This is a genomic window from Vibrio sp. dhg, from assembly GCF_003443775.1.
Lineage (GTDB): Bacteria > Pseudomonadota > Gammaproteobacteria > Enterobacterales > Vibrionaceae > Vibrio > Vibrio natriegens.
This window is the reverse complement of record NZ_CP028943.1, coordinates 1,243,504-1,259,920: the sequence shown is the minus strand read 5'-3', so window position 1 is coordinate 1,259,920 and position 16,417 is coordinate 1,243,504. Positions and strand designations below refer to the sequence as shown.

General features: G+C 45.0%; 15 protein-coding genes. 11 read left to right on the top strand and 4 right to left on the bottom strand.

Translation table 11 applies throughout. The features are described 5' to 3' along the window. The first annotated feature begins 6 nt into the window (after positions 1–6). Both DBX26_RS05875 and DBX26_RS05870 read left to right on the top strand, forming a co-directional pair. Positions 7–993 (top strand): DmsE family decaheme c-type cytochrome, encoded by a 987-nt coding sequence (locus DBX26_RS05875; RefSeq protein ID WP_118118227.1) that lies wholly within the window; start codon positions 7–9, stop codon positions 991–993. 10 nt (positions 994–1,003) lie between these two features. Further along, positions 1,004–2,986 carry an MtrB/PioB family decaheme-associated outer membrane protein gene (locus DBX26_RS05870; protein WP_118118225.1) on the top strand — a complete coding sequence of 661 codons (1,983 nt, stop codon included), beginning with the start codon at positions 1,004–1,006 and terminating at the stop codon, positions 2,984–2,986. Between the two features lie 75 nt (positions 2,987–3,061). Here the strand turns inward: DBX26_RS05870 and DBX26_RS05865 are convergent, their stop codons facing one another. The 3 genes from DBX26_RS05865 to rsuA all read right to left on the bottom strand — a co-directional run bounded on the left by DBX26_RS05865 (position 3,062) and on the right by rsuA (position 6,064). Next, entirely contained in the window at positions 3,062–3,721 is a 660-nt protein-coding gene (locus DBX26_RS05865; RefSeq protein WP_162889672.1) for a DUF2913 family protein, read from the bottom strand. Beyond that, positions 3,721–4,923 (bottom strand): Bcr/CflA family multidrug efflux MFS transporter, encoded by a 1,203-nt coding sequence (locus DBX26_RS05860; protein ID WP_020332991.1) that lies wholly within the window; start codon positions 4,921–4,923, stop codon positions 3,721–3,723. Before DBX26_RS05860 ends, DBX26_RS05865 begins: the two co-directional genes overlap by 1 nt. A gap of 439 nt (positions 4,924–5,362) precedes the next feature. Further along, a complete protein-coding gene (gene rsuA / locus DBX26_RS05855; protein WP_118118223.1) occupies positions 5,363–6,064 on the bottom strand; it encodes a 16S rRNA pseudouridine(516) synthase RsuA in 702 nt (233 codons plus the stop codon). Between the two features lie 121 nt (positions 6,065–6,185). Here rsuA and DBX26_RS05850 point away from each other — a divergent pair, with 121 nt between their 5' ends. The 7 genes from DBX26_RS05850 (at position 6,186) to DBX26_RS05815 (ending at position 13,932) form a co-directional block, all read left to right on the top strand. Beyond that, a complete protein-coding gene (locus DBX26_RS05850) occupies positions 6,186–7,937 on the top strand; it encodes a DEAD/DEAH box helicase (RefSeq protein ID WP_118118221.1) in 1,752 nt (583 codons plus the stop codon). Positions 7,938–8,069: 132 nt separating this feature from the next. Then, positions 8,070–8,504 carry a PepSY domain-containing protein gene (locus DBX26_RS05845; protein WP_065302217.1) on the top strand — a complete coding sequence of 145 codons (435 nt, stop codon included), beginning with the start codon at positions 8,070–8,072 and terminating at the stop codon, positions 8,502–8,504. Positions 8,505–8,515: 11 nt separating this feature from the next. Continuing rightward, positions 8,516–9,175, top strand: coding sequence for a response regulator transcription factor (locus DBX26_RS05840; protein ID WP_065299476.1), 660 nt, complete (start codon positions 8,516–8,518; stop codon positions 9,173–9,175). After that, on the top strand, positions 9,165–10,514 hold the full coding sequence (locus DBX26_RS05835; RefSeq protein WP_020332986.1) for an ATP-binding protein: 1,350 nt from the start codon (positions 9,165–9,167) through the stop codon (positions 10,512–10,514). Before DBX26_RS05840 ends, DBX26_RS05835 begins: the two co-directional genes overlap by 11 nt. Before the next feature lie 284 nt (positions 10,515–10,798). Beyond that, complete coding sequence (gene rplY / locus DBX26_RS05825; RefSeq protein WP_014231543.1) at positions 10,799–11,077, top strand: 50S ribosomal protein L25; 279 nt, start codon at positions 10,799–10,801, stop codon at positions 11,075–11,077. A 503-nt stretch (positions 11,078–11,580) separates the two neighbouring features. Next, positions 11,581–13,284: a bifunctional UDP-sugar hydrolase/5'-nucleotidase UshA gene (gene ushA / locus DBX26_RS05820; protein WP_118118219.1), complete on the top strand. Its 1,704-nt coding sequence runs from the start codon at positions 11,581–11,583 to the stop codon at positions 13,282–13,284. A 420-nt stretch (positions 13,285–13,704) separates the two neighbouring features. Further along, on the top strand, positions 13,705–13,932 hold the full coding sequence (locus DBX26_RS05815; RefSeq protein ID WP_014231541.1) for a hypothetical protein: 228 nt from the start codon (positions 13,705–13,707) through the stop codon (positions 13,930–13,932). Between the two features lie 99 nt (positions 13,933–14,031). On the opposite strand, the gene DBX26_RS05810 is transcribed toward DBX26_RS05815, so the two are convergent. Then, entirely contained in the window at positions 14,032–14,280 is a 249-nt protein-coding gene (locus tag DBX26_RS05810) for a DUF1289 domain-containing protein (protein ID WP_014231540.1), read from the bottom strand. Between the two features lie 179 nt (positions 14,281–14,459). Between DBX26_RS05810 and DBX26_RS05805 the strand changes: the two genes are divergently transcribed. Together DBX26_RS05805 and DBX26_RS05800 are read left to right on the top strand one after the other, a co-directional pair. Then, entirely contained in the window at positions 14,460–14,906 is a 447-nt protein-coding gene (locus DBX26_RS05805; protein WP_020332982.1) for an META domain-containing protein, read from the top strand. 359 nt (positions 14,907–15,265) lie between these two features. Beyond that, positions 15,266–16,411, top strand: a complete 1,146-nt coding sequence (locus DBX26_RS05800) for an ABC transporter substrate-binding protein (protein WP_118118217.1) — start codon at positions 15,266–15,268, stop codon at positions 16,409–16,411. Positions 16,412–16,417: the final 6 nt, after the last annotated feature.

Below are 16,417 nucleotides of genomic sequence, written 5' to 3'. Positions count from 1 at the left end.
ATTGTTATGAGAGCAATCATTCAGCGGTGGTTAGTGGTGTTAATACTCGGGTTTGGGGTAATTTCTTCAGTGAACTCTGAAGACGTTACCGAGCCCGAGGAAGAACCTGAAGCAGCGACCTTATCGAGAGAAGAGATACAGACCATACTGGATACGAAGTTTTCAGAAGGGAAATACTCTCGTCGTGGTCCTGATGGCTGTCTACGATGCCATGATGACACGTCTGATAAGCCTGCTACGGGTATTTTCGATAATGTACATGGTAAAGCTGCCAATATTCACGGACCAATGAACGATAAGCAGTGTGAGGCGTGCCATGGTCCGGCGAATAACCATGAACGTAATCCTCGTAAAGGCCAGGTAAGGGAGCCAATGATCACCTTTGGTCCTAACTCCCCTGTTCCTGTAGAGAAACAAAATAGCGTGTGTTTGTCGTGCCACCAAGATGCTAAGCGTTCTACTTGGCACAGCAGTGAGCACGCTTTTGAAGGCCTATCGTGCTCGAGCTGTCACCAGTTGCATCAAAAGGACGATCCTATGATGGTCGCTGAGTTGCAAGCGGATAAATGTACAGATTGCCATATTAAGGCCAAATCTGACATTCATAAGCGCAGCAGTCACCCGGTACTGGATGGCGTGATGACCTGTTCGAATTGTCACAACCCACACCAGACAATCAACGAAGCGAGCCTCAATTGGTCATCAATTAATGACACCTGCTATGAGTGTCACGCGGAAAAACGCGGTCCAAACTTATGGGAACATGAACCCGTCACGGAAGATTGTACAACCTGTCACTCTCCTCACGGTTCAGTTAATAAAGCCATGTTAAACAAACGTCTACCAATGCTATGTCAGGAGTGTCACCGCGTTCCTCATGCTAACGTTGCGATGCCTGAAAACGACTTGAAGGTTCGTGGTGGTAGCTGTATGAACTGCCATACTCAAGTGCATGGCTCTAATCACCCACGCGGTCAGACGCTAAGATATTAAGGAGGGTGGCATGAAACTATCAAAAATCTGTATTGCTATTTCCCTTGCTTTATCTCTACAAGTACACGCAGAGGATTATTCGCTGCAGAATAGCCAAGAGGCTGATACCAGCCGCTGGAATTGTACTGACTGTAGTAGCGATGGTTTGTGGAGTGGTGATGTCAGTGTGGGCGTCGGTTATCTCGATAACGACGGTTCAACACGATTCTATAACTGGAACCCACCTCTTCATGGCACTAGTTCAGACAACAAGCACCTAAATGCAAGCCTGAATGCGGATATTGAACGCTATGAAGATGATGGCTTCTACAGTCGCTTACTGGTTGACGACTTAGGGCTACAACGCTTCTTGATTCAATGGGAAATTGGTGAGTATGACGGTTTTCGTTTGGTAACAAGTTACAGCGAAACGCCCTACTACTGGAATCGCTCATCATTAAGTGCCTACCAAGGGAGTGACAACGTACTCACGAGTGGAGCTTTGAGAAAATATGATCACGAAGTTACCCGTGATACCTTCAAGTTTGAGCTCAAATACACGCCTAAATCACCTTGGCAACCCTATGCATCGATGAAACATGAACGTAAAGAAGGTACAACGTCCCTCTATTCATCGACCATACCGGGTTATGGCAGCGGCCCCGGGTTCATTCCTAAGGCCGTTGACCATGAGACACTCAATACCCAAGTCGGTCTGAGCTACGTAGAAGATCTCTGGTTGGTTGATGTTGCTTACCGTGGTTCCTTCTTCCGCAATGACATGTCAGCGCTCTACTATGGCGATACTTCAGACCCATATGCGAACCAACTTTCTAACGAGCCTGACAACGATTTTCATCAACTGGCTGTGTCCGGTAATTATCGCGTGAACCAACAAACCTTTAACGGCCGGATTTTGTGGTCACAAGCCACGTCTGAAGGAGGCTTACTCCCATTTGCGCTGTCCCCTTCTAACTCAAATACATTTCACGGTGAAACCAGTACTTGGCAAGTCAGTGGGGATTATCACAACAAACTATCAAGTGATACCGCTCTGAAAGTGTCTGCTGATTACTCCGACAAAGACGACAAGTCGGATAGAAACGATGTGGTTGGTGCAACGCGCGAAAGCTATGACCGCACCAAAACAAAACTGGAAGCGTCGGTCACTCATCGCCTCAACAGCGATATCAGATTGAACGCGGGCTATGACTACACGCACGACAAACGAGAGTACGCTGATCGTAAAAGTATTGATGAGCAAAGTTTGTATTTCGGAGCTCGTTATCGTCCAGAAGCGCCATGGCAATTAGGCGGTAAATTATCCTACTCATTCCGAGATGGATCTTCTTGGCGAAATTCAAGTAGCGACTCGCCAAACTTACGACAATACTACTTGGCCGATAAAAACCGCATAGAATTACGCGGAGACGGTAGTTACGACATCTCTGAAAACGTACAACTCCTCGCAGAAGCCTGGTACGGCAATGATGATTATGACAAACCGGATATTGGCCTGAGTGAGGGTGAAGACTACGGTTATGATTTAAGCGTCAATTTCAACCTCGCTGAGGGCTTGAATGGACATGTGTTCTATAACCAACAAATCATTCGCTCAGAACAGCAACAAGCAAATTCGGATGTCGTTGGATGGGATAGATACAAAACAAAACTGAAAGACGATGTCACCACCGTTGGCTTTGGGGTCAGTAAAGACGGGCTTCTTGAAGACAAGTTAACCCTCTCTCTGGACTACAGCTATAGTCAGGCAGACAGTAAATCGTCAACAACGGCCAGCGGGTATCAGTATCCGGACAATGAATACAAATCATCGCGTCTTGAAGGTGTTGCAGATTATGAAATCTCAGACAATCAAAGCGTTCAATTCAATGTTCGTTACGAAGATTACTCTGAAGATGATTACCTCTTCAATAATGAAGTAAGTAACATGGGTGACGTTCTGCAAGACTACAACGGCATCTATGGCGGCGTTTATTGGAAGTATCGCTTCTAGCCAATGTGAGCTGTTAAAACTAAAAAAGCATCAGAGACACTACGAATCTGATGCTTTTTTGTTTATTGGGGCAAGTTATGCCTGAAAGCTGAGAGGAATTTCAGCTAATTGATTGCCTTCATTCGCAGGAAATATTAGGTATTCGCCGTGGTATTTCACCATCGATTTATAATCCGTTACCTTGTGGACCATAAAGCCCGCCTGCGATGCTTTTTCGACAAACTCAGCATGATTACCGCGCACAAACCAACTCATCGGTTTAACCAGTAACTCACCATCAAAACAGCTTTCACATTGGTCTGCACAAAGTGCTAATGAGTTTTGACCTTCGGTAAATATCTGAACCTTGCCGCATCCTACTAATTGCTCAGAGGTAGACACTTCCCAGCCCGCTTGCTCCATGACATCCAAAAAGGCTTCAATATCAGAGTCTTTAATCACTTTGGCTTCTTCGCCTTCAGGGAAGAACTGGGCGTAATAGGCTGAGATACGTTTAAAGATAAACAACAAGCCTGAATCGTTACCCTTTGAACGCCCCGCTTTTTGCCAACGGGTCAAATCATCACCCACTACTCGGCCAAAATTTTGCGATTTCAGTGCTTTTGTTACCCAACGCACCAAGTAATGGTTGTTAGCCACAGGCGCATTCGCCAGCTTACCTGAGCGATGTTCCGCGTCCAAGTCTGCCAACGCAGAGTTAACTAGATTCTGAATTTCTTTGGTGTAATCCGACATTACGCCTTTCTTCCTAAAGTCCAATAAAACAGTGCAGACAGCACTGCACAAGCAAACATAACAATGAGCATTGGCCATGCAACGTCACCCGGAAGTGCCGCCACAAACGCACCAATCAACGACCCCATGCCGAACCTTAATGTGCCCGCCAGTGACGATGCGGTACCAGCCATTGATGGGTAACCACTTAAAAGTAGTGCCATAGCGTTACTGCCAATCGTCGATAACGTACCAATAAAGAGCACAACAAAAGGTACCGTGCCCCATAAGCCTAAATCCAACAACCAGGCCACTAACAAGCCAATACCGGCCAAAAGCTGAACCGACAAACCAAAACGAAGCATGGCATGCGACCCCACTTTTTTTACCAAGCGGCCGTTAATGCTGGTCATGATGATCATCGCCACAATATTCAGACCAAACAAGTAACCAAAGTAATCAGGTCGAACACCGTATATATCAATATAGACAAATGAGCCCGCGGTAAGGAAAGCAAACATTCCAGAGAATGAAAATGCGCCAGCTAACATCAGGCCCAACGCTTCGGAGCTAGAACACAAACGAGCGTAGTTTCTTAGTGTCGTACGAAAGCGTAAAGGTTGACGATTTTCTGGTTTCAATGTTTCCGGAATCTTCCAAAATACGAGTGAAATAACCACAACGGCAAATATCGCCAGTACCCAAAAGATTGATCGCCATCCAAACCAGATCGCAAAGTGTCCGCCAATCATCGGCGCAACTAACGGCGCGATTGTGATAACTAGGGTGACAAAGGACATAGTGCGGGCGAAGTCTTCACGTTCAAACATGTCGCGAACGACCGCCTGGATAATGACCGCCGCTGCCGCACCCGCAAAGCCTTGCGCGGTACGAACATAAGTAAGAGCGTCAATGCCATTTGTAGTCGCACTCACAACTGCCGCTAATCCAAAGAAAAACACACCTAAAATCAGAACAGGTCTGCGTCCAAAACTATCTGAAAGCGGGCCGTGGATTAACTGTCCGATCGCAAAGCCTGCGGTATATGCCGTTAATGTAATTTGTACCGCTCCAGGAGCGACACCGAGATCTTTCGCGATCGCAGGCATCGCAGGCAAATACATATCAATGGCAAGCGGAGTAAGTGCACCAATCGCCCCAAGAACGATGAATAGTAAAAAGGAGAGTTGGGATTGCGGAGCACTTTGAACTTTTTCTGTCATTCTTTTACCTCTAGTTGTGTCCCAACCACTCGCACCCTGGCTTGGATACAGTGATCAATGAAGCTTCTCGTCACGTTGATTATAGGAATTACAGCGAATCCAAAATCTCGTTTTACAAGGTTCAAAAGGACGAATGGATACCAAGGTGCTGCAAACGACTCAAACAATAAAGCGCATGATAACGATTCAAATTCATACACTGACGATGAGAGTAAAAATGATGGGCAATGAAGCTCACTCCACCATTTTTTCACCACATCGGATGTTTTACGAGAAAAGTAAGTGTCTTAGATAAACGAGCCTCAGTTAATAACTTGAGGTTTGACACTGACTAAAACTGTCTGGCACTAAATCTATTTGGTAGGAGCCGCCATTTTGAGCGATTTCCTACCAAAAAACCAGTTCCCAATAGGAACTAAATAATTTCCTAGAGCTATAATTAATTCCAGATCGAATCAATTTCTTCTTGAGTCAAATAACGGTAATCACCCGGTTCGAGTGCTTCGTCAAGCTCGATAGAACCAATGCGTTCACGATGTAGATACTCAACTTTGTTACCGAGCGCAGCAAACATGCGTTTCACTTGGTGATATTTGCCCTCAACGATGGTTAGCAACAACTCATTTTCAGCTTCATTCACGATCTCTAAACGCGCTGGTAACGTCGCTTCCTGCTCATTACGAAGCATGATGCCTTCGGCAAGTTTCTCAGCATAATCAGGCTGAATAGCATCAACTAGCCAAACACGGTAGGTTTTTTCACACTTGTGTTTTGGCGAAGTAATGCGGTGCGACCACTTACCGTCGTCGGTAATGAGCACCAGACCAGTAGTGTCAACGTCAAGACGACCAGCAAAATGTAGATTCTCGATTTTTGGCTCATCTAACAACATGAATGTGGTTTGATTAAAGCCATCTTCATGTGAACAAACGAAATCAGCAGGTTTGTACAACATAATGTAACGTGGCCCCGGCGCAGCAACTACGCGGTCTTCCCACATGACTTCCGCACCTTCCGGCACCTTGAATGATCCACTTTTTTGAATGTCACCATCAACGGTCACTTCGCCACTTTTGATGATCTTTGTCGCCTGCTTGCGCGTCGCACCCAGAGCGTCACACAAATATTTATCTAAACGCATGAATACCTCATTGAATTATACCCAAATGCTCTCCGAATCGTGGTTCTAAGATCACTTGGGTATAAAAGTCAGGTATTATAACGTCCCTGGTTGGAATAGTTGAGCAATTTCACATTTTTTCATGTATACACTTCGTCCCTATCAAGCTGACTCTGTAAAAGCGGTCATTCATTACTTTCGTAAACACTCGACACCTGCCGTGATTGTGTTGCCAACTGGTGCGGGCAAAAGCCTGGTGATTGCCGAATTGGCTCGTCTGGCTAAAGGGCGAGTGTTAGTTATGGCGCATGTTAAAGAGCTGGTTGAGCAAAACCATGCCAAATACGAAGGGTACGATCTCAAAGGCTCGGTTTTTTCTGCTGGCCTTGGACGCAAAGAAACCGATCAGCAAGTTGTGTTCGCTTCTGTTCAGTCGGTGGTAAGAAACTTAGATGCCTTCAAAAACCAATTCTCGCTACTGGTTATCGACGAATGCCATCGCGTGCCAGACGATAAAAACAGCAGCTACCAGAAAGTGATTACTCATTTGCGTGAGTTGAACCCAGGGATTAAAGTTCTTGGTCTTACCGCCACCCCATATCGATTGGGCATGGGTTGGATTTACCAGTACCATACTCGCGGACAGGTTCGAACTGAAGAACCGCGCTTCTTCCGCGACTGCATCTTTGAATTACCGATTCGCTACTTGCTCGATGAAAACTTCCTGACGCCAGCGCGAATGATGGACGCGCCCGTTTTGTCTTATGACTTTTCGCAGTTAAAACCCGCTAATACTGGGCGCTACAAAGAAGCGGAATTGGATATGGTGATCGACAAAGCCAAACGTGCTACGCCGCAAATCGTCGAACAAATCATTCAATACGCAAAAGACCGACATGGGGTCATGATTTTTGCAGCCACGGTTCGTCACGCGCAGGAAATTCATGGTTTATTACCTGAAGGCCAAACCGCAATTGTCATCGGAGATACGCCAACACCGGAGCGTGACGCCATCATCCAAGCGTTTAAAAACCGCGAAATCAAGTATCTGGTTAACGTGTCGGTATTAACCACTGGATTTGATGCACCGCACGTTGATCTGATTGCCATTTTGCGTCCGACAGAATCAGTCAGTTTGTATCAGCAAATCGTTGGCCGCGGGCTACGTCTGTCCGAAGGTAAGTCAGAATGTTTGGTGCTTGATTACGCAGGCAACAGTTACGATTTGTATCAGCCAGAAGTTGGCGATCCCAAACCCGATTCCACCAGCGAGATCATTACCATTCCCTGCCCTGCTTGTGGTTTTAATAACAACTTCTGGGGCAAATTGGATAGCAATGGCTTTTTGCTGGAACACTTCGGCCGCCGTTGCCAGGGTTACTTCGAAGATGAAGACACGGGTGAACGCGAGCATTGCGGTTACCGATTCAGAGCGAAATATTGTGGGGAATGTGGTGCTGACAACGACATTGCTGCGCGCATCTGCCACGAATGTGACGCCACATTAGTCGATCCAGACAAAAAGTTGAAAGAAGCGCTTAACCTGAAAGACGCGTTGATATTCGAGTGCACTGAGATGGACTTGTCTGTCTTCAAATCTAATGACGGTAAGTCTCAGTTAAAAGTTACCTACTCGGGAGAACCATACCAAGGTGAAGGGAACGCGTTAGTTCATGAGTTTTGGTCTCTCACTACCAAAAAGCAAAAACAGAACTTCAAAGATCAATTTGTTCGTCCTCATCTCGCGGACAAGCATCGCCCGTTTGAAGAAGCGTCCCCGACTCGAGTCGTGGCAAATCAGCACCGATTTCGCTTACCGCAGTTTGTGATTGCCAGAAAGTCAGGGCGTTTTTGGAAACTGCGTGACAAAATTTTTGATGATGAACTGAAGTAGCGTCTACCAATTCAGACGATTCATTTCAATGCAGGTAACCAGTGAACCTCTCAACTTTCTTGCTGACAGATTCACCTTCTATTCATATACCGCTGCCTATAATCCTGCCAATTCTTATGAAAAGGTTTTATTATGAACAAATCAACGAATTCTCAGCGTGTTGCGTTGTTTTTAAGTTTGCTACCGATGGTAATTTCGGCACCTACGTTCGCACAACAAAAGGATCTGTTGGCATCACAAGACGGCCATGCGATTGTGCAGGATGTCATAAAACCTGGCACCGAGATTGAATTTGATGAAGACCAGGATGAGGTCTATCGCGCGGTGCAAAATGGTGATATTAGACCATTCTCCGAACTCTACGCAACGGTCGAAAAAGACTTGTTTGGTCGTATTATTAAAGTCGAACTCGAAGAAGACAATAATGCGTGGGTTTACGAATTAAAAATTCTCTTTGACAGCAACGTCCTAAAAGTTGAGTACGATGCCGCAACATTAGAAATGCTCGAAGTGAAAGGTCGTAACTTCAATAAAGCGCTGAAACCACAGCAACAAATAAATGAATAAAAGAAGCCACTATGAAAATACTTGTTGTCGAGGATGATCCTCGCATTGGTGAGCAAATCATCGAGACGTTGGAAAACACTGGCTGGGTACCCGAACTCTCTCAAGATGGGATTGACGCGCTATATCGTGCGACAACAGAAGAGTGGGATGCGATCGTCTTAGATCTCGGCTTGCCTAAGCTGGATGGCTTATCAGTATTGAAAGGCATCCGAGATGAAAACATTAACACGCCTGTCGTTATTCTTAGCGCCCGCGACGCGTTGACAGAGCGTGTTGAAGGACTTAATGCTGGTGCCGATGATTACCTCACCAAGCCTTTTGAGATGGTGGAATTGATCGCCCGTATCCGTGCCCAGCTTCGCAGAGCCTCTGGCAATGCTTCTCCTGTCATGCAAATTGGCGATCTGAGTTTGGACACCCGCACCTCTAAAGTGATGTGGAAAGGTGAGCCGGTTAGCTTAACTGCGCTCGAGTACAAAGTGGTTGCGTACTTTGTACATAATCCAGAGAAAGTGATTTCACGAACGGAACTCGTCGAGCATATTTACAAACAAGATTTTGACCGAGACTCAAATACCATTGAAGTCTTTATAGGTCGTATCCGTAAAAAAATCGCACCCAAAATCATCAAAACTGTCCGTGGCTTAGGGTACCAACTTAATGCCAAATAAATACAGATTGCCACTGTATCCATTAAAGCGTCTGAGTATCAAAAGCCGACTGGTATTGGCTGCTGTCGTTTGGTTAACCGCGATGATCCTGGCTGCTGGCGTCACCATTCCGACTCAAGTGTATAATTACATGGTGGATGATACCCGCTCACAATTGAGCGTCTTTATGGACGAGATCGCCGCGCAGTTAGAAATCGACAAAACTGGCCACTTATCTCTCGCGGCACAACTTTCTGACCCGCGCTTTAACAGACCTTATAGCGGGTTGTATTGGAGTGCTTCGACCAAAACTCACCTCGAACGTTCTCGCTCTTTATGGGACAAAAGAATCGAATATAAAGAGCTCGACAAAGACGCTTATGGCGCTCGCGATGAGAAGCTAATTACCTTGGAAAAGGTACTGTATTTACCCGACTACAATGGCCCGATTCATGTTGTTGTCGGCATTGATGAAGCCCCAATCAAAAATACACTTCAGACGTTAATTGGCCAATTATGGTTAATTTTAGGCTTGCTGTTTGCTGGCGTACTTACTGTTATTTTGGTGCAGATAGCATGGTCTTTAAGCCCTCTGACTAAATTACAGAAAGAGCTCGCCGAGCTTAAATCAGGAAATAAAACCAGCCTGGAAGAGACCTACCCTAAAGAGATCTCACCCTTAATCTCTGACCTTAACGCGCTACTCTTTCACTATCAGGAGCTTTTAGAACGGGCACGAAATCATGCCGGGAATTTATCCCATGCGTTAAAGACACCATTATCTGTCCTGAAAAACGAAGTTCGCACCTTGGATACAACCGTCCAGTCCCGATTAGATGAACCTCTGAATCAAATCCAATCGCACATTGATTACCACTTAGGTCGAGCGAGAATGGCGGGTTCAATGAATATCCTCTCCGTCAAAGCCAATCCAGCGCAGCGAGTCGATGCCATTTCTATGGCCTTTGATAAAGTTTACGCCCAACGTGACATCACTTTGGTCAATGAACTCGACTCTGAATTAAACGTGGCAGTAGAGAAAAGTGATCTTGACGAGATGTTAGGTAACCTACTTGAGAACAGCTACAAGTGGGCGAACCAAATGATCCGCGTCCATTCCACTCAAGATAAGGAAAATATCCGCCTTATCATAGAAGACGACGGCCCGGGAATTCCTCAAGAACAGTTAGAGCGTGTGACTCAACGAGGGTTTAGACTGGATGAAGAAACGCCGGGCTCTGGGCTGGGGTTAAATATTGTCAGTGAAATGGCGCATAGCTACCGCGGACAGTTAGATCTAGAAGCAAGCAAAATGGGTGGGTTGAAAGCCACACTGATATTGCAGAGAAGCCGAGCATGAGCGCTTTATTAACACTCTACTCTCGCGTTAAGTAAACTGGGCAATTTGGTGAAAATAAACGCAAGTGGCATGATTTTTGTCCGACCGAATTAAAATGCCTCTATCAGACACACTTTATTAGCTTGTTTTTGTTGATTTAGATGCAATTTGGGTTGCTGAAGTTCGAGTGGAATGATAGTATCCGCGCTCGCTTGAACAGTTCCTGTTTCAAGCCTTACCACAAACAACAAGGTCGCATTGTTGATTGTGAAAACTTTATTTTTACTAATTTGAGAGTAAATACTATGAAATTCGAAGCAGTAGTACGTACTGAACTAGGTAAAGGTGCGAGCCGCCGCCTACGTCACGCTGGCAAATTCCCTGCAGTTGTATACGGCGGTGAAGAAGCAGCAGTAGCTATCGTTCTTAACCACGATGACATCGTAAACCAAATGGACAAGCCTGAATTCTACGAAGGCATCGTTCTAGTTATCGATGGCAAAGAAGTTAGCGTTAAGCCACAAGACGTTCAACGTCACGCGTTCAAGCCAAAAGTTGAACACATGGACTTCATCCGTATCTAATTCCCTACCAAGGAATTACTCGGATTAAATCCAAACCTTTTGCATAAAAGATAACCGGACTTACCAACCGAACTATCTTAAAAAATTTCAAAGCCCCGGAGACTTACCACCTCCGGGGTTTTACTATTTTAGGCCCTTACTCAGCCTCTGAATAATCAACCGCTACCTTGCCCCGCATAAATCTCACTAACTGTCTGTTTCTTGATTGAGAAAGTTACAGAGAAATACAAGATTCCACCCTTACCTGTTTAACATCTCAAAATATGCACCTGATTCCACACAAATAAAGTGCTCTTCTATTAACTACCTCACAAAAACTGCCTAAAGAAAGTACAAATTTAGCGCTAAAAACCGTTTCTGTTTATTTGTAGACAATGCTTGCAGGCTGACTAACTCACTGATTTGATACAAGTATAAATAAGAGCTTGATCACTAAACTTTCATATTATTTCCGTATATTGCACGCCGTAACAATAACAAAATCACAAACAAAGGTTCTACTTATGCAATTTTCCAAATCTCTATTGGTACTTTCAGTAGGCGCGGTTTTAGCAGGATGTGGTTCAGACAGTGACAGCATCTCTATTACTTGTGAAACGGCTGATTCATGTACGAAATTCACTGTTCTTCATACTAACGATAACCATGGTCGCTTTTGGCACAATGATGACGGCGAATACGGCATGGCTGCACGTCACACTTTAATCCAATCTATTCGTGCAGAAGTGGAAGCGAACGGCGGTGAATCCATTCTTCTCTCTGGTGGTGACATCAACACTGGCGTACCAGAGTCAGACATGCAAAATGCAAAACCAGACTTTATCGGCATGAACCTAATCGGCTACGATGCAATGGCGGTCGGCAACCACGAATTTGATAACTCACTAGATATCTTAGATATGCAAGCTGAGCTGGCAGACTTCCCTATGCTAGCAGCGAATATCTACAAGAAAGATACTGACGGTAATGTCACCGATGAACGTTACTTTGCACCGTACAAAGTGTTCACGATTAACGGCCTAAACGTTGCGGTTGTTGGTCTTACGACAAAAGATACGGCAAAGCTGGTTAACCCGGACAACGTAGCGGACATCTACTTCGCAGATCCTCAAGACGAAATTAAGAAAGTTCTTCAAGAAATAAAAGACAACGAAAATGTCGACCTTGTATTCGCAACCACTCACATGGGTCACTATCACGATGGTAACCATGGCAGTGAAGCACCGGGTGATGTACTGCTAGCCCGCTCTCTTGAAGAGGGTCAATTGGATGCCATCATCGGTGGCCATTCTCAAAATCCTGTGTGTATGGAGCCAGGCACCAACGAGTATGCGGATTTCAATCCGGGTGATGAGTGTACACCAGACCAACAAAATGGTACTTACATCATGCAAGCGCATGAGTGGGGTAAATATGTGGGTCGCGCGGACTTTGAATACTTTGACGGCAAACTGCACCTGGCCAACTACGCTCTTATTCCGGTAAACCTGCTCGATGACAACGATCAAGTGATTGGTGAGTACATTCAGCCAGACGCAACGGTCCAAGATACGCTTCGTACCTATCAGGAGCAAGGACAAGAGCTGCTTGATGTCGTTGTTTCTAACACCGATGGAAAACTGGAAGGTGATCGCAGCGTTGTACGTTCACAGCAAACGAACCTGGGGCATCTTCTGGGCAAAGCATACCGAACATACAACCTAGTTAATGCTGACTTTGGCGTGATGAACTCTGGTGGCGTGCGCGACTCAATTCAGGCGGGCGATATCACCTACCGTGACGTCCTTACTGTGCAGCCATTTGGAAACTTCGTAACTAAAGCGACCATGACAGGTCAGGAAGTAAAAGATTACCTGGACGTTGTGGCAACGAAATCTGCAGGGTCTGGTGCTTATGCGCAACTGGACAACATCACTCTGGATGTCCATTGTGATGCTGGCTCTGTATCAATCACGGATATTAATGGCAAAGGTTTCGACTTAGCCGCAACTTACACCTTCTCAGTCATTAGCTTCAGTGCCGCTGGCGGTGATGACTACCCTGTTATTGATGTTGAATCGACTCAAATGACCGATGCTTCTGTACTAAGAGAGTTCTTCGTAAATAACCCTCAAATATCAGCAGCAGACTACGAGAAGAACCTAGGTAATATTCAGTACTTCAGCAACAGTCAGGCTGTGACAGGTTGTCCAGCAACCAGTAGCTAATTACTGAATTTCATAATTTTTTGTACAGAAGCTAAACGCTTTTGCAAGCCAAAGTTTATTTTAAAAAAGCCGGGGCGTTTGGGTTCCGGTTTTTTTTATTTCCATAAATTGCTGAAAATTCTCCACCTTCACAAACTGTTCAAAAAATGTTCATTTGAGTTGTTGACGCCCCTGTGCTGGGCTTCTATGTTTGATAAGGTCTTTCGAAAATATAGGCTCGTTAATTAGCTTTTCCGAACATTTTAAACGGAAGTGAGAGCGAGTGTTAGAAAGATGGATATGGCGTTGCAAACACTGCTCTCAAACAATTTGTCTTTGGACTCCAAACTACGGTGACTCGCCTCAACGCGCGCACCAATGAGCAGCGATTCTAGACGTCAATATGTGTCAAATGCTGCCATCGAGTTCTGGAGGTCAAAAATGAAACGAGCCAGCAATAGCTACCGACTTCAAATGATAAAGGAAGTGGTTACCCGTAGAGAACGAGAAGCCTGTACGGATCCTATGGCGAAATACATCCATAGATTGATGGATGAAAATCCAACGAGCAAATTAGATGTTGAACTTAATCATCGATTTGCTGGAAATCACTTCGACGAACAAGCAGGAGGTTGGGTTAGCGATACTTGGTCCATGAAAATGAAGTAACGCCAGATGCCTGTTTTACAGAGCATAATGTGGATAGGAGCTTCCCGGCTCACAAGACGTTAATGCGGGCCGGGAATAAACACATTAAAGCCCATCTTTTTAAAATAAATCTTGTTGCGGTGAAACATCTTCTTTTGGCTGGTCAGCCTTCCCCTTCCCTGCTAACAGTTTTCTTCTGTACCGCTGACGGCATAACTTGATCACATGAAGCTGCTGAGCAGGTGTGTACTTCTGCCAGTTAAATCGTTCTTCTCGCTTACGCATACACCCTTTGCAGTAGCCTTTTTCATCAGCGCTACAAATGCCAACACAAGGGCTCGGGACGCTAAAAAACTCCAATTGCTCCATGCTAAAACCGTTCTTTAATTGTGAATGTCAAAAACGACTCAAATACAACAATACATTGCTGTTATCTGGCGGTAAACTGCGTTATGTCACGCTTATACGAAACTATTACCGTATGCTGACAAAAAAACAGTGTTTTATTAATTACACTTCTTTTCGTTTTTTATAACGGAGTCTATTAAATGAAGCTTAGTCTAAAAACGTTAGTTGCTGCAATCTCCCTTCCTGTTCTGATGACAGCATGTGCAAGCAACGGTGATAATGTGAAAAAAATAACGGCTCAAGACTTACAGCACCACAATTGGGAGCTGGTTCAAATCGATGGTAAGAACATCGAACTTAACGAACGTCAAAAAGCACCTCGCCTGGAAATTGGTGAAAACCTCACAGCTAACGGTAATGCTGGCTGTAATAATTTCTTTGGTCAGGCTGAACTAAAAGATAATCAACTACGCATTGAAAAGATGGGCATGACCATGAAAATGTGTATTGGTGACATCATGAACGTAGAACAAGCGATGTCATCGACATTATCTGACTGGAGTGACATCACGCTAACTAAAGATGGCTTAGTTCTTAAAAACTCTGAGCATGAATTGACATTTACACTTCGTGACTGGATGAACTAATCCAATACAACGAGTAATTAGAAAGCAGCCTATCACGGCTGCTTTTTTGCTTTCAGCCGCTCAACGTCCTCTTGTCCCCTTCATGAAAACCAATCGATGTTCGACATTAATACATTCATCTGAAAGAATTTATTACACCGCACGGTCTCTCTTTTCTTGAAATAGCATTCACGTACTCACGCTATATTTTCTCTAATTAACCTCACATTGATCGTAATTCTATTAGTCAATGCGTTAACCCTACGGGCATTCACGTTGATAATAATAATAGATAGCTTACTATCCATGTAAGGGATTGAATTTTATAAGCCTTATTGCACTCATCGAAGTAAAACAAATTGACATAAATCGGATAATGTATGAATAAGCTACTAAGCACCATCGGGATTTTAGCTACGGCTTTTGCTACCAACACGTTTGCCGAAGACTGGCAGTCCATAGAAAAACAAGCTGACGGTCAAACCGTCTACTTTCACGCTTGGGGAGGCTCGCAAGAGATCAACCGCTATATCCAGTGGGTGGGTAAGGAGCTCAAGTCTCGCTACAATGTGACGCTCAACCATGTCAAAGTCACCGACATCTCTGAAACTACGACTCGATTGATCGCAGAAAAAGCCGCTGGCAAGAATACCGGGGGCAGTGTAGATATGGTTTGGATCAACGGTGAAAACTTCAAGTCGATGAAGGACAACCAACTGCTATATGGTCCGTTTGTTGATGCTTTGCCAAACTGGCAATACGTAGACAAAACACTTCCTGTTGATGTGGATTTTTCTGAGCCGACCGATGGACTTGAAGCGCCGTGGGGCGTGGGTCAGTTAGTCTTCATTCATGATACGGAGAATTTGAATAACCCTCCTCACTCTTTTGCAGAAATGCTCAGTTATGCCAATGCGTTTCCCAACCGTCTGACGTACCCTCGCCCACCCGAATTCCACGGTACCAGTTTCATCAAAGCGCTATTGATCGAGCTGACCGACAACGATCCCGCATTGCAGAAACCAGTCAACGTGGAGACATTTGAGCAAGTTACGCAGCCGCTATGGCAATACTTAGATAAGTTCCACAAAGTGGCCTGGCGTGGTGGTAAACAATTCCCAGCAGGCACTGCAGAAACGTTGCAGTTACTCGACGATGGTCAGATTGATTTAGCCATTACATTCAACCCCAATGCCGTTTTTTCTGCCCAGTCGAGCGGTACCCTTGCTGAAACGACTAAAGCTTATGCGATGGATGCTGGCGCGCTTTCCAATATTCACTTTCTGGCCATTCCGTGGAATGCAAACGCCAATGCCGGTGCGCAAGTTGCGATAAACTTCTTACTAAGCCCTGAGGCGCAGTCTCGTAAAGGCGATATTAATATTTGGGGTGATCCTTCCGTACTAAACAGTGAGTATTTGACGGGTACGGCAAAGAATACGCAGCAATTTAAATCGATTAATGAACCACACCCAAGCTGGCAAAACGCGCTAGAGCAAGCGTGGTTAAAACGTTACGGGAATTAATACGAA